Source organism: Arthrobacter crusticola, from assembly GCF_004357995.1.
Lineage (GTDB): Bacteria > Actinomycetota > Actinomycetes > Actinomycetales > Micrococcaceae > Arthrobacter_D > Arthrobacter_D crusticola.
The window spans coordinates 220,832-234,727 of sequence record NZ_SMTK01000004.1 but is presented as its reverse complement, the minus strand read 5'-3'; the positions used below and the strand labels follow the sequence as shown (position 1 = coordinate 234,727).

14 protein-coding genes are annotated in these 13,896 nt (G+C 70.1%); 3 read left to right on the top strand and 11 right to left on the bottom strand.

From position 1 onward, the window contains the following. Positions 1 to 6: 6 nt before the first annotated feature. The 9 genes from folK to dacB all read right to left on the bottom strand — a co-directional run bounded on the left by folK (position 7) and on the right by dacB (position 9,069). Complete coding sequence (folK, locus tag E2F48_RS12765) at positions 7 to 537, bottom strand: 2-amino-4-hydroxy-6-hydroxymethyldihydropteridine diphosphokinase (protein WP_133404355.1); 531 nt, start codon at positions 535 to 537, stop codon at positions 7 to 9. After that, positions 534 to 911, bottom strand: coding sequence for a dihydroneopterin aldolase (gene folB, locus E2F48_RS12760; protein WP_133404354.1), 378 nt, complete (start codon positions 909 to 911; stop codon positions 534 to 536). The genes folK and folB overlap by 4 nt, the downstream gene beginning before the upstream one ends. Continuing rightward, positions 908 to 1,825, bottom strand: coding sequence for a dihydropteroate synthase (gene folP / locus E2F48_RS12755; RefSeq protein ID WP_133404353.1), 918 nt, complete (start codon positions 1,823 to 1,825; stop codon positions 908 to 910). Before folP ends, folB begins: the two co-directional genes overlap by 4 nt. Positions 1,826 to 1,833: 8 nt before the next feature. Beyond that, on the bottom strand, positions 1,834 to 2,451 hold the full coding sequence (gene folE, locus E2F48_RS12750) for a GTP cyclohydrolase I FolE (RefSeq protein ID WP_133404352.1): 618 nt from the start codon (positions 2,449 to 2,451) through the stop codon (positions 1,834 to 1,836). Between the two features lie 39 nt (positions 2,452 to 2,490). Next, positions 2,491 to 4,566 carry an ATP-dependent zinc metalloprotease FtsH gene (gene ftsH / locus E2F48_RS12745; protein WP_133404351.1) on the bottom strand — a complete coding sequence of 692 codons (2,076 nt, stop codon included), beginning with the start codon at positions 4,564 to 4,566 and terminating at the stop codon, positions 2,491 to 2,493. A 171-nt stretch (positions 4,567 to 4,737) separates the two neighbouring features. Further along, entirely contained in the window at positions 4,738 to 5,289 is a 552-nt protein-coding gene (gene hpt, locus E2F48_RS12740) for a hypoxanthine phosphoribosyltransferase (protein WP_120165844.1), read from the bottom strand. Positions 5,290 to 5,292: 3 nt separating this feature from the next. Then, positions 5,293 to 6,396 (bottom strand): tRNA lysidine(34) synthetase TilS, encoded by a 1,104-nt coding sequence (tilS, locus tag E2F48_RS12735; protein WP_133404350.1) that lies wholly within the window; start codon positions 6,394 to 6,396, stop codon positions 5,293 to 5,295. Then, positions 6,389 to 7,555, bottom strand: a complete 1,167-nt coding sequence (locus tag E2F48_RS12730) for a zinc-dependent metalloprotease (RefSeq protein WP_133404349.1) — start codon at positions 7,553 to 7,555, stop codon at positions 6,389 to 6,391. Before E2F48_RS12730 ends, tilS begins: the two co-directional genes overlap by 8 nt. 83 nt (positions 7,556 to 7,638) lie before the next feature. Beyond that, a complete protein-coding gene (dacB, locus tag E2F48_RS12725; protein ID WP_246018949.1) occupies positions 7,639 to 9,069 on the bottom strand; it encodes a D-alanyl-D-alanine carboxypeptidase/D-alanyl-D-alanine endopeptidase in 1,431 nt (476 codons plus the stop codon). A 175-nt stretch (positions 9,070 to 9,244) separates the two neighbouring features. Between dacB and E2F48_RS12720 the strand changes: the two genes are divergently transcribed. Continuing rightward, positions 9,245 to 9,811 (top strand): inorganic diphosphatase, encoded by a 567-nt coding sequence (locus E2F48_RS12720; protein WP_133404348.1) that lies wholly within the window; start codon positions 9,245 to 9,247, stop codon positions 9,809 to 9,811. 73 nt (positions 9,812 to 9,884) lie between these two features. Further along, entirely contained in the window at positions 9,885 to 10,514 is a 630-nt protein-coding gene (locus E2F48_RS12715; protein ID WP_133404347.1) for a hypothetical protein, read from the top strand. A 39-nt stretch (positions 10,515 to 10,553) separates the two neighbouring features. Here E2F48_RS12715 and E2F48_RS12710 read toward each other — a convergent pair whose 3' ends face one another. Both E2F48_RS12710 and serS read right to left on the bottom strand, forming a co-directional pair. After that, positions 10,554 to 11,390, bottom strand: coding sequence for an HAD family hydrolase (locus E2F48_RS12710; RefSeq protein WP_246018941.1), 837 nt, complete (start codon positions 11,388 to 11,390; stop codon positions 10,554 to 10,556). A 45-nt stretch (positions 11,391 to 11,435) separates the two neighbouring features. Beyond that, a complete protein-coding gene (gene serS / locus E2F48_RS12705) occupies positions 11,436 to 12,716 on the bottom strand; it encodes a serine--tRNA ligase (RefSeq protein WP_133404346.1) in 1,281 nt (426 codons plus the stop codon). 71 nt (positions 12,717 to 12,787) lie between these two features. Here serS and E2F48_RS12700 point away from each other — a divergent pair, with 71 nt between their 5' ends. Beyond that, a complete protein-coding gene (locus E2F48_RS12700) occupies positions 12,788 to 13,888 on the top strand; it encodes a diacylglycerol/lipid kinase family protein (protein WP_133404345.1) in 1,101 nt (366 codons plus the stop codon). The last annotated feature ends 8 nt before the right edge of the window (positions 13,889 to 13,896 follow it).

Below are 13,896 nucleotides of genomic sequence, written 5' to 3'. Positions count from 1 at the left end.
GTGCGCCTAGCCTTCCTGGAACAGGGCCAGGCCCGGCAGGTCGGCGGCACCGGCGGCGAGTTCGGCGACGGACACCCCGCCGAGGGTTGCCGAGGGGTCCATCAGGGACCACGGTTTCAGCACGAAGGCCCGTTCGGCCGCACGCGGGTGCGGAACCGTCAGCCGCGGATCGGTCGAGGTCCATGCCCCGAAGGTGATGATGTCGACGTCGAGGGTCCGCGGCCCCCAGCGCACGGTGCGGGTCCGGAGGTGCTTCTCCTCGACCGCCTGGCAGTGTGCCAGCAGCTCATAGGGCCCGAGGTCGGTGGCGACCTCGATGACCTGGTTGAGGTAGTCCGGCTGCTCCGGTCCGCCGACGGCCCGGGTGCGCACCACGGGCGAGGCGGCCGTCAGCCGCACCCGGCCGCCGCCGGTGAGGTCAGCGATGGCCGAAGCGAGCGTGCCGCGGCTCTCGCCGAGGTTGCTGCCGAGTGCCAGGACGGCCCGGACCCCGGAGGTCGCAGCCGGCCCGTCCGGGGTCCGGGAGGCGGTTGTCACTGCCTGCTCCTGTGGAGAGTGACGGCGACGTCGCCGAAGGGCACGGGGATGGGGGCCTTCGGCTTGTGCACGGTGACATCCACCGTCTCGACGGGGTAGCGGGCGAGGATCTCGGCCGCGATCGTCTCGGCGAGCGCCTCGATCAGCTGGAACGGCTTCCCGGCGATGATGGAGCTGACCAGCTCGGCGACCTCACCGTAGTGGGCCGTCCGGGTGAGGTCGTCACTGGTTCCGGCGGGGCGCAGGTCGAGGTGGAGGACCACGTCGACGAGGAAGGGCTGGCCGTCCCGCCGTTCGAAGTCGAAAACCCCGTGGTGACCGATGGCGCTGATGCCCGTCAGCGAGACCGAGTCGAGCTGCCGGAGCGCCGTCATGGGGAGCCCTGGCCCGCCCAGGCCGAGGCGACCTTGACGGCGTCGAGGGTGGGGCCGACGTCGTGCACCCGGACCGCCCAGGCGCCGTTCGCGGCGGCGAGCGCGGAGACCGCCAGGGTCGCCGCGTCGCGTTCGGCCGGCACCGCCGGCTTCCCCGCCGAGGTCAGCAGGGTGCCAAGGAAGCGTTTGCGGGAAGCCGCGACGAGCACCCGGTGGCCGAGGGATCCGAGGCGGTCGAGGGAGCGCAGCAGCTCCCAGTTGTGCCCGCCGGTCTTGGCGAAGCCGAGGCCCGGGTCGAGGATGATGTTCCCGGGCTTCACGCCCGCCGCGACGAAGGTATCGCGCACCTCGAGGAGTTCGGCGATGACCTCCTCGACGACGTTGGAGTAGGTGGCCAGGGAGTCCATCGTCTCGGCCGTCCCCCGGCGGTGCGTCAGGATGTAGGGCACGCCCAGTTCGGCGGCCAGGGCGGGCATGTCGGGGTCGAAGCCGTTCCCCGAGATGTCGTTGATGATTCCGGCCCCTGCCCGGACCGCCTGGGCGGCCGTCTCCGGGTGCATGGTGTCGATGCTGACGAGCGCGCCGGCCTTGACCAGTGCCCGCACCACGGGAAGCACGCGCTGGAGCTCCTCCTCGACCGGCACCGCGGCGGCGCCGGGGCGGGTCGATTCCCCCCCGACGTCGATGATGTCGGCCCCGGCGTAGTGCATCCGCAGCCCGTGCGCGATGGCGTCGTCGGTCGATGAGTACTTTCCGCCGTCGCTGAAGGAGTCGGGGGTGACATTGAGGATCCCCATCACCACGGTGCGGTCAGCGGGCAGCGCCTCGAAGGTGCGCGGGACGCGCACCGGCCGGATCACCGGAAGGGGTGAGGTGGCCGGGCCGGTCCCGGGGGCTGCGGCGAGTGAATCCAAGGGGTGTCCTATCTTCCAAGTATCAGGCTCATGGCCTCGGCGCGGGTGGCCGTTTCACGGATCTGGCCGCGTACGGCCGATGTCACCGTCTTCGCACCCGGTTTCCGGATGCCCCGCATTGACATGCACATATGCTCACACTCGATGACGACGATCGCACCCTTGGGCTTGAGGTGCGCCATCAGTGCCTCGACGATCTGCGTCGTCAGCCTTTCCTGCACCTGCGGGCGGCGGGCATAGACCTCGACCAGCCGGGCCAGCTTGCTCAGGCCCGTGACCCGGCCGTCCTCGGAGGGGATGTACCCCACGTGGGCGGAGCCGTGGAACGGCACCAGGTGGTGCTCGCAGGTGGAGTAGAAGGCGATGTCCTTCACCACCACCAGCTCCTGGTGGTCGAGCTCGAAGGAGGTCGAGAGGACGTCGGCGGCGTCCTGGTGGAGCCCCGCAAACATCTCGGCGTAGGCCCGTGCCACGCGCCGCGGGGTCTCCACCAGGCCGTCGCGGTCGGGATCCTCGCCGATCGCGGCGAGGATCTCCCGGACGGCCCGCTGGATGCGGGGCTGGTCCACCGGGGATCCCGAGGCGGCCAGGGCGGCGTCGATCACGTCGTTGTCGAAGTCAGTCACGGCTCTGATCCTATCCCTGTGCCCGGGGGCCGGCCGCCCCTAGGGCTGCCGGGATCCGGTCCCGCCCTTGCCGTCGGCGGCGGCGCCGTCGGACTCGGGCGAGGGAAGGTCGGAACCGTGGACGTCGAAGTCGCCGGGGATGTCGGCTTCGGCGATCTGATCCTGCGGCGCGACGGTCTCGGGCGCGGGCCGGCCGTTCTGCGAGGCCTGGGCCCGCTCCTTGGCCGAGACGACCGGAGGCAGCGAATGCACGGGGCGGGAGTCCTTCGACAGCCACACATTGCGCAGGCCGCGCTTGCGCACTCCGGCGAAGACCTCGGCGATCTCGGCCTGGTTCAGGGTCTCCCGCTCGAGCAGTTCGAGCGCGAGCCGGTCGAGCACGTCGCGGTTCTCGGTGAGGATCTCGTAGGCCTCGTCGTGGGCGTTGTCGATCAGCCGGCGCACCTCTTCGTCGACGACGAAGGCCACCTGGTCGGAGTAGTCGCGGTCGCTGCCCATGTCCCGGCCCAGGAAGGGTTCTCCGGCGCCCTGGCCGAGCTTCACGGCGCCGATGCGCTCGCTCATGCCGTACTGGGTCACCATCTTCCGGGCGGTGCCGGTGGCCTTCTCGATGTCGTTCGAGGCGCCGGTGGAGGGGTCGTGGAAGACGATCTCCTCGGCGACCCGCCCGCCCATGGCGTAGGCGAGCTGGTCGAGGAGTTCGTTGCGGGTGACCGAGTACTTATCGTCCATCGGCAGCACCATGGTGTAGCCGAGGGCGCGGCCGCGCGGCAGGATGGTGATCTTCGTGACCGGGTCGGTGTTCCGCAGGGCCGCGGCGACCAGGGCGTGTCCGCCCTCGTGGTACGCGGTGATCTTGCGTTCGAGTTCCTTCATGACGCGGCTGCGCTTCTGCGGGCCGGCGATGACGCGGTCGATGGCCTCGTCGAGCGCGCGGTCGTCGATCAGCTGCGCGTTCGAACGGGCGGTGAGCAGCGCCGCCTCGTTGAGGACGTTCGCGAGGTCCGCACCGGTGAAACCGGGGGTCTTCTTGGCGACCGACTTCAGGTCCACCCCGGGCGCCATCGGCTTGCCCTTGGCGTGGACGGAGAGGATGTGCTCGCGGCCCCGCATGTCGGGGGCCTCGACGCCGATCTGGCGGTCGAACCGGCCCGGGCGCAGCAGCGCCGGGTCGAGGACATCCGGGCGGTTGGTGGCGGCGATCAGGATGACATTGGTGGTTGAGTCGAAGCCGTCCATCTCCACCAGCAGCTGGTTGAGGGTCTGCTCGCGTTCATCGTTGCCGCCGCCGACGCCGGCGCCGCGGTGGCGGCCAACGGCGTCGATCTCGTCGACGAAGATGATGGCCGGGGAGTTGCTCTTGGCCTGCTCGAAGAGGTCACGGACGCGGGAGGCGCCCACGCCGACGAACATCTCTACGAAGTCCGAGCCCGAGATCGAATAGAACGGCACGCCGGCCTCGCCGGCCACGGCCCGGGCCAGCAGGGTCTTACCCGTGCCGGGAGGCCCGTACAGCAGCACGCCCTTGGGGATCTTGGCGCCCAGGGCCTGGAACTTCGCCGGCTCCTGCAGGAACTCCTTGATTTCGAGGAGTTCCTCGACGGCCTCGTCGGCCCCGGCGACATCGGAGAAGGTGACCTGGGGCATGTCCTTGGAGATCAGCTTGGCCTTGGATTTGCCGAACTGCATCACCTTGGAGCCGCCGCCCTGCATGCGGCTGAGCAGGAACCAGAAGATCAGGCCGAGGATCAGGATCGGGAAGATCAGGCTGAAGGCGCTCACGAACCAGTTGCTCTGGACGGGCTGGTCGGTGAAGCCCTCGACGTCCGATTCGTTGACCGCCTCGACGACGTCCTCGGCTCGGGCTGCGCTGAAGAAGAACTGGACGCTGCGGCCCAGGTCCTCGTAGTCGTCCCGGAGGGTCAGGTCGACGCGCTGCTCGCCGTCGTGGATCTTGGCCTGCTCAACCCGATTGTCCTGCAGGAGCTCGAGGCCGACGTTGGTGTCGACCCTGCCGGAGCTGCCGCTGAACAGGCTGGGGACGATAAACAGGAGCCCGGCGAGTGCCAGGACGATCCAGATGACCGGCCCCTTGAACATGTTCTTATATTTCATTCTTCTCAGGGCTGCGTGCCCTGTCCCTCCTGCTTATGCCGGAAATAACGTGTTCCGTCCGCCGTCACCTCGAAACACTCAAGATATACACGGTTTCAGTTTCATCACGTCCGGTTTGGGGCATAAGTTCCCTGTGGGCGTACAGCCCGGGCCCCGGCGGAGGCGCCCGGCCTACTCGTAGACGTGGGGGGCGAGGGTGCCGATGAAGTCGAGGTTCCGGTACTTCTCGGCGAAGTCGAGGCCGTAGCCGACGACGAATTCGTTGGGGATATTGAATCCGACATACTTCACGTCGATGTCGACCTTGGCGGCGTCGGGTTTGCGCAGCAGGGTGCAGATTTCGACGGAGGCGGGGCCGCGGGAGAGGAGGTTGGCCTTGAGCCAGGACAGTGTCAGGCCGGAGTCGATGATGTCCTCGGCGATGAGCACGTGCTTGCCCATGAGGTCGGTTTCGAGGTCCTTGAGGATCCGCACCACGCCGGAGGACTGGGTGCCCGAGCCGTAGGAGGAAACCGCCATCCAGTCCATGGTGATGTGGGAGTGGAGCGCGCGGGCGAGGTCGGCCATCACCATCACGGCACCCTTGAGCACACCCACGAGGAGGATCTCGCGGCCCTGGTAGTCGGCGTCGATTTCGGCTGCGAGTTCGTTGACGCGCTGCTGAATCTGTTCCTTGCTGAACAGGACGTGCTTCAGGTCTGACTCGACGTCGTTGGAATCCACCAATTACTCCTGGGTTGAACGGCTCGGCGGCTCCGTGCCGGGACGGTTGTTTCTAAAGACAAGATTGCCATAGCTTGGCCCGCCCGGAAGAACCGATTTCCCCCGGACCTGCCGGTAAACGCCGACACGTCCGCCCAGCTGGACCGGGCCCGCGGAGCCGCGGCGTTCGAGGAGGGTTTCGGCGGCCAGGAGGCGCTCAAAGCTGGGCTGGGTACCGCCGACTTCAATGGCGGCCAGGGCGAGGACCCGCTGGCGCAGCGAAGCGGGCAGCGTGCGCAGGCCCTCCTCCGGCAGGAGGATGTCCCCGCCGGCCTCGGCCCGGAGCCCGGCGTAGGCCTCGGAGCTGAGCTGTTCGAGGTAGTCGGCGTCCTGGCCGAGGATGCGCGCCGACCGGTACAGTGCCGGCGCGACCCCCGGGCCGAGCTGTTCCTCGAGGTAGGGCAGCACCTGGGTGCGGACCCGGGAGCGGGCGAAGGCAGGATCCGTGTTGGAGGGGTCGTGCCAGGGGTCGAGCCCGTAGAAGGAGCAGATTTCCTCGGTGTCGGCGCGCCGCAGGTCGAGGAACGGCCGGCGGTAGGGGCCCCGCCGGGCCGGCATGCCGGCCAGGGAGCGCGTTCCGGAGCCGCGGGCCAGCCCCAGCAGGACCTGCTCGGCCTGGTCATCGAGCGTGTGGCCCAGCAGGACGGCTGCGGCGCCGGACTCGCGGGCGGCGGCGTCGAGTGCGGCATAGCGGGCGGTGCGGGCGGCGGCCTCCGGGCCCATGCCGGTGGCGGCGACCTCGACCGTGCGGACCTCGACCGGGGACAGTCCCAGGCCGGCGAGCTGGGCCGCGGCGCGCCGGGCGACCGCCGCGCTGTCCTCCTGCAGGCCGTGGTCGACGACGACAGCGCCGACCCTGCACCGGCCTCCCTTCGTGAAATACACGGCGGCGGCGGCCAGCGCGAGTGAATCCGGGCCGCCGCTGCACGCCACGAGCACCAGCGGCGCCGCCTCCTCCGGAGCGGCCCCGGATGCGGCTCCGGCGGGAAGCAGCACATCGGTCAGGGCGTCCTCCACCCGGTTCCGTGCGGCCGCGGCCACCGGGTTGAGGCGCGGGCGCCTAACCATGGCGGGTAAGGCTCATCCTGTCGATCCATTCGTCCGGGGTGTGGATCTCGCGCTCGGTGGGGAGGTTGGCCTCGGCCTCCCAGACGAGGTTGAACCCCTCCATGCCGGTCTGGTCAACGACCCGGCGCACGAACTTGGCGCCGTCGCTGTACTGGCGCATTTTCGCGTCGAGGCCCAGGAGCTGGCGGATCAGTTTCTCCACGGGCCCGCGGGACTTTCCACGGGCGTTGAAGCGGCGGCGGATGGTTTTCACCGTCGGCACGATCCGCGCGTCAACGCCGTCCATGACGACGTTCGCGTGGCCCTCGAGCAGGCTCATCACGGCGGTCAGGTGGGACAGGCGGGCCTTGTCGTCGGGGTCCTGCAGCACGGACAGCAGCCCGGTGCCGTGGACCTTCCCGCCGTCGGGCCATTGTTCGACCGCGGCGGACCGGCGGCCGGGGTGCTCCCCCTTGGGCATACCGAGGCTCTTCGCCGCGGCGGCGAGGCGCTCGGAGAGGGTGTCGGCCTTGTCCATCATCCCGGTGGTCAGTTCCGAGATGGCGGAGGTCATGTGGTCCTTCAGCCAGGGCGCGGCGGCGAACTGGACCCGGTGGGTCTGCTCGTGGAGGCAGACCCAGAGGCGGAAGTCGGACGGGTCGACGTTGAGTTCGCGTTCGACGGAGATGATGTTGGGCGCCACGAGCATCAGGCGCCCGCCGGCGCCGTTGCGGGAGGGCACGAACGGGTCGTACTGACCCAGCACCTTGCTCGAAAGGAACGCCAGGATGGCGCCGAGCTGCGCGCCGGTGAGGTTGCCTCCGAGGCTGACGGAGGCCGCCTTGAGGATTTCCGGCTTGGACTGCGCGAGATGGTTCAGGGCCGGCTCGACGAGCACCCGGAAGCTCTGGGTGTTGGCCTTCGCCCAGGACGCCCGGTCCACGATGAGGAGTTCGGAGTCGCGCAGGTCCCGTGCCGCGTCAAGGCGGGAGATGGCATGGACGTGCGCCACGGAGGCGTCGGCCTGGGCACGGAGGTCATCGACCGCGGCGGCGATCTCACGCGGCGTCATCGTCGGTCCGGCGGGGGCGAGACGGGCCGCGCTGCCCGCGGCGAAGTCCCAGTTCACCAGCTGGGGGCGTTGGGGGTTGGATGAAACGGTCGGCTCATTGCTCTCCATGACCTAATTCGACCACATCCGGCTCCCGGCCGCTCGGCGGTGCCCGGCGCGCACGATCGTGAGGTGCGGATCGTGCGTTGCGTTCAGCGGCATCCGCAGGCCGCCAGCACGGCCGCGGCCCGGTCGACGGCGTCGCGGGCCTCCGGCGTCCTGCCTTCGATCCCGGAGCCCATGAGGGAGAAGCTGAGCAGGCGACCTTCCGCCGTGACAACGTAGCCGCTGAGCGCCGTGACGGCGCTCAGGGTGCCGGTCTTGGCCCGGACCACCCCGGCCCCGCGCACCGCCGCGGCGTTCGGAGCGAAACGCTCTTTAAGGGTGCCCGACAGGCCGGCCACGGGCAGCAGCCCGGGCATCCCGGCCAGGGCGGGCCGCTTGGAGGCGGCCACCGCGGAAAGCAGCGCCGCGAGCTGGGCGGGGGTCGCCGAGTTGTCAACGGAGAGCCCGGCTGCGTCCCCGACCCGGAGCCCGCCGCCCGGAACGCCGAGCCGGTCGGCGGTGGCAGCGAGCAGCGCCGTGGCGCCGTCGGAACTCGCCGGCCCGCCGGCCGCCGCCGAGGCCAGCCGCGCCAGGGCCTCGGCGAGGTAGTTGTCCGACAGGACCAGCATGTGCTCGACCTGCTCACCAATGGTGGCCGAGCGGACCGAGGCCACCGCCTCGGCGGAGTCCGGCACCACGGCGCGCACCGGTCCGCCGAGCACCTCGATGCCGCGTTCGGCGGCCGCGGCGGCGAGGGCGGCGGTGAAGGCCTCCGCTGCCCTCAGCGCCGGGTCGGCGTCGCGCGCCCCGGCCTGCAGGCCCTCGTCCTGCCACGCGGAATTGACGGCCAGCGGGTACACCGGTGCCAGTTCCCCGGCGTCCACGTCACCCTGCGCCCAGGACGGGTTGAGCGGAGGGCCCTCGAAGAGGGAGTCGTCCACGGCGACGTTGTACGGACCCGAGGCCGGATCCAGCGCCTGGGCGGTCTCCCGGGCCAGGGTGGAAAGGCCGGCGTGCCCACGCACCGCGCCGGCCTCCGATGACCCGGAGCCCAGCAGCACATCGCCGCCGCCCCGGAGATACAGCACCCCGTCCCCGCCAGCGTGCACCGTGGTCTCGAGCCGGTCCTGCGGATCGAGGGTGTTCAGGACGGCTGCCGCCGTCAGCAGCTTCAGGTTCGACGCGGGGGCCTGCGCCTCGTCGGCGCCCCTGCTGTAGAGCACCTCGCCGGTGGCGGCGTCCCGCACCACCCCGGTGAACCGCCCGCCGCCGCCGGGCAGCTGCAGCTCGGCATCAAGCAGCGAAGCGAGCACCCCGGGGGCCGGCTGCGGCGCCGAGGTCGAAAGGGCGGAGACGACGCCGGGTTCGAGCACCCCGGCCGGCGGGCGCTGGAGGGCGGGCGGCCGCACCTCGGCGTCCCCTCCGCCGGTGAGCTCCTCCACGGCGGCCGGGATCACCAGGGCCGAGAGGGGCAGCGCCAGCACCGCGAGGACCGCCGCCAGCAGCACGGCGGTCAGCCGTCGGGCCTGACGCTTCATGGATTCCTTCCGGAGGGTTCAACGGGAACGCGGACGGCCGAAAATGCCGGGAAGCGGGCCACGACCGATATGTTAGTGCAGAAGTTTAAACAGTAAACGGGCGGCCGGGCGCGGCGGACCGGGCCCGGCCGGGCCTGCCCCTTCCCATCCGCCAGCCACACACCGAGGAGTTGCCATGAAGCTCGACGTCACCATCGAGATCCCCAAGGGATCCCGCGTCAAGTACGAGATCGACCACGAGACCCACCGCCTCCGCCTCGACCGGGTGCTTTTCACGGCGATGCAGTACCCCACGCACTACGGCTACTTCGAAAACACCCTCGGCGAGGACGGTGATCCCCTCGACGCCCTGGTGATGCTTCAGGACTTCGATCTGATCCCGGGCGTCCTGGTCGAGTCCCGCCCGATTGGGGTTTTCAACATGACCGACGACGGCGGCGGGGATGCCAAGGTGCTCTGCGTTCCGGCCGATCCGCGCTTCGATGACATTCAGGACCTTTCGGATGTCTCGACCTTCCTCCTCGACGAGATCAAGCACTTCTTCACCCGCTACAAGGACCTCGAGCCGGGCAAGTGGGTCGAGGCCGCCGAGTGGGCCGGCCGGGAAGCGGCCGAGGCCGAGGTCGAGGCGTCGCTGGAGCGGTTCAAGGCGCAGGGCGAGACCAGCGCCGCCGATGAGCCCCAGGGCCGCGGCGTCGACGTCGAGGCCGACAACGCTACGGCGGTGCCCGAAGGACGCTAAGGCTTCTTCCCCTGCGTGCCGCGCCGCAACCAAAATCGGTTGATTTGCGGCCGCCGTGCAGCATACTGGGGCAATGCAATATGTGCTCACCATCAACCAGCGCGACTCGCGCGAGGTGGGCGACCTGGTGCCGGAGCTGATCCGCGAGCTCCGGCACCTCCCCACGGTGGTGCCGTTCCAGCGTTCGGTGGGCGATGAACTCCAGGGCGTCGTCGATTCCGCGCGGACGGCAGTGGACGCGGCCCTGCGCGCCGTCCGCTTCCGCCGCTGGCATGTGGGCATCGGCGTCGGCGGGGTCCTCCCGCCGGTGCCCGAGCGCATCCTCGACGCCGACGGATTCGGCCTGGTCTATGCGCGCCGCGCGGTCAACCGGGCGCAGAAGACCGGCGAGCGCATTCCGCTGGCTGTCGAGGGACCCGACGCGGAGATCGCCGGCGAGGCCGAGGCGGTGCTGCGGCTGCTGGGCCACCTCGTGTATACCCGGACCGACGCCGAATGGAAGGTCCTCGACCTCCTGACCCCCGGCGCCCGGGGGCAGCAGAAGCTCATCGCCCAGGAACTGGGGATCAGCACCCAGGCCGTCAGCAAGGCGGTGATCCGCTCGCACTGGATGGAGGAGTGGGCCACCCGGCCCGCCGCGGCCCGCCTGCTGGATTTGGCGCACGGCCCGGCGGCCCTGCCGCCGGCCGCCCTGGCCTACTGAACCGGCCTGAAAAACCCGGACTACACCAGCGAGCCGGGACTACACCAGCGAGCGGAGGACCTTGGCCGCCCCGTCGTCGTACACCGAGCCGGTGACTTCCGAGGCCGCCGAGCGTACTTCCTCGGGCGCCTGGCCCATGGCCACCCCGCGGGCCGCCCACTCGAGCATTTCAATGTCGTTGCGCCCGTCCCCGACCGCGACGGTGAGGGCCGGGTCGGCACCGATTCGGCGCCGCAGCAGCTCGAGGGCGCTGGCCTTGGTGACCCCGGCGGCGGCGATGTCGAGCCAGGCGGTCCACCCCACCGAGTAGGTCACGCCGTGCAGGCCGATCGTCTCGACGGCGTTGCCGAATTCTTCGGCCGTGCTGTCGGTGCTGAAGACAACGACGCGTACGGCGTTGGCGTCGAGCATCTGTTCGAAGTCGACGCTCTGGGCCTCGGCACCGAAACTTGCGTCCTGGAAGCTTTCGGTTGAGAGGAAGCGGCCCTGGTCGTCCTCGAGGGCATACTTGGCCCCGGGCAGGCGCTCGCGCAGGGCCCGGAGGGCAGGGCTGGGGTCGAAGGTCACCTTGTCGATCACTTCGAAGCCGCGGGGAAGGTCCGGATCGACGCGGAGGGTGACTCCGCCGTTCGAGCACACGGCATGGCCGCGGGTGAGCCCGATCTCCCGGATTACCGGCAGGGCGGCGCCCAGTGAGCGCCCCGTGGAGATGATGATGTCGTGTCCGGCGTCGATGGCGGCGGAGGCCGCCGCCCGGACCTCATCGCTCATGACCCCGTCGTGGTCTACGAGGGTGCCGTCGACGTCGAGCGCCACCATGTACTTTGTGCGGGTCTGGGGCTGGTCCTCGATGCCAGCCGATAATGAAATAGCCATCTCATCAGTGAACCAGATCAACCCCCGAACCGGGTAGGGCGGGCCTCACAGTACCGGCAGGACCTCGAGTCCACTAAGATACGGGCGCAGCGCCTCCGGGACCCGGACCGAGCCGTCGGGATTCTGGTGGTGCTCGAGGATCGCCACGATCCAGCGGGTGGTGGCCAGGGTACCGTTCAGCGTCGCCACGGCCCGCGTTCCCTTCGCGCTTTCCCCGCCCTGACGCTCCCGGATGTTCAACCGCCGGGCCTGGAAGGTGGTGCAGTTCGAGGTGGAGGTCAGTTCCCGGTATGCGCCCTGGGTGGGCACCCAGGCCTCGCAGTCGAACTTCCGCGCGGCGGACATCCCGAGGTCACCGGCCGCGGTGTCGATCACCCGGTAGGGCAGTTCGACCTTCGCGAGCATCTCCTCTTCCCAGGCCAGCAGCCTCAGGTGCTCCGCCGAAGATTCTTCGACCGTGGTGTAGGTGAACATCTCCACCTTGTTGAACTGGTGGACGCGGATGATGCCGCGGGTGTCCTTGCCGTGCGAGCCGGCCTCACGCCGGTAGCAGGAGGACCAGGCGGCGTAGCGCAGGGGCCCGCCGCTGAGGTCGAGGATCTCATCGGAGTGGTAGCCCGCCAGGGCCACCTCGGAGGTGCCCACCAGGTAGAGGTCGTCCTCCGCCAGCCGATAGATTTCGGCGTCGTGGGCCACATCGAAGCCGGTTCCCTGCATGATCTCGGGCCGCACCAGGGTGGGGGTGATCATGGGGGTGAACCCCGCCTGCGCGGCCTGGTCCATGGCCATCTGCAGCAGGGCCAGCTCAAGGCGCGCCCCGACGCCCTTGAGGAAGTAGAACCGCGAACCGGAGACCTTGGCGCCGCGCTCCATGTCGATCGCGCCGATCAGTTCGCCGATCTCGAGGTGATCCCGGGGTTCGAAGCCTTCGGCGGCGAAGTCCCGCGGCGTCCCAACGGTGCGCAGGACCTCGAAATCCTCCTCGCCGCCCTCGGGAACCCCGTCTTCGATCCGGTTCGGGAGCCGCCGCAGCAGCGCCTCCTGCCGGAAGCGTGCCTCGTCGGCGAGCGCCGCGGCCTTCTTGACCTCAGCGGCCAGTTCCTTCACCTCGGCGAGCAGCGCCTGCTTCTGCTCACCCTTGGCCTGCGCCACCTTCTTGCCGAACGCGTTCTGGTCCGCGCGCAGGTTCTCGTGCCGGGTGACCGCTTCTCGGCGTGCCGTGTCCGCCGAGAGGATCTCCTCGATCAGCGACTCGTCGGCCCTGCGGGCGCGCTGGGAGGAGCGGAACTTGTCGGGGTCAGCGCGGAGCTCGTTTACGTCGATCACGCCCCCAAGCCTACCCAATGGCCTTCCCCGTCCGGGCATGGAGGCGCACCCGGCGGTACTCTGGAAAAATCATGCGTCCTAAACTGATCGCCCTCACCGCCGCCGCGGCAGCAGCGTCGGTCCGGAGCTGGTGGCAGGTGCGGCGCCTGAAGGTCCAGGGGGCCCCGGCCGCAACGGTTCATCCGCTCGTTGCGCGGGCCTCGGGGCCGCAGCGGGTCGCGCTGATCCTCAACCCGGTCAAACTGAACGCCGCCGAGACCCGCGCCCTCGTGGAGCAGGCCTGCTCCGATGCCGGCTGGGATCCGCCGCTGATCCTCGAGACGACCATCGAGGACCCTGGGACCGGCCAGGCGCACCTGGCGCTCGAGGCGGGGGCCGACGTCGTGCTCGCCGCCGGCGGCGACGGGACGGTGCGCGCCGTCGCACAGGCGATGGCGCACGGGCCCGCCGCGCTGGGGCTGCTGCCGCTGGGCACCGGGAACCTGCTGGTGCGCAACCTCGGCCTGCCCTACAACGACATCGCTGGCTGCCTGGAGGTGGCCCTCCACGGCAGCCAGCGCCGGATCGACATGGCGACGGTGCTGCTGCGCAACGAATCCACCGGCACCGCCTCGGAGGCACCCTTCCTGGTCATGGGCGGGGTCGGGCTCGATGCCGCGGTGGTGGCCGCGACCAAGGACGACCTCAAGGAGAAGTTCGGCTGGCTCGCCTACAGCGAGGCCGGGGTGCGGCACCTTCCCGGGCGCCGGCAGCGGGTCTCGATCAGCCTTGACGGCGGCGCGCCGCAGAGCCGGAAGGTCCGTACCGTCCTCTTCGCCAACTGCGGAAAGCTGCCCGCGGGCATCGACTTCATTCCCGACTCGATCATCGACGACGGGTACCTCGACATCGTGGTGATGAGCCCCCGGAGCCTGGCCGGCTGGCTCTGGATGGCGGCGAAAATCGTGTTCCGACACAAGGGTGAGATCCCGGTCATCAAGTACTACCGCGCCCGTGAGGTCACCGTCTGGACCGCGGAGCCCACCCACACCCAGCTCGACGGGGACCTCTCAGGTGCGGTGACCTCCCTGACAGCCCGGATCGACCCGGGTGCCCTGCTGATTCGGGTGCCCGGCGGGGAACCGGCGGCCGCGTCCCCCGCCGCCCGCGTGGTTGCCGCCGGGCGCGGCTGACCCCTCCC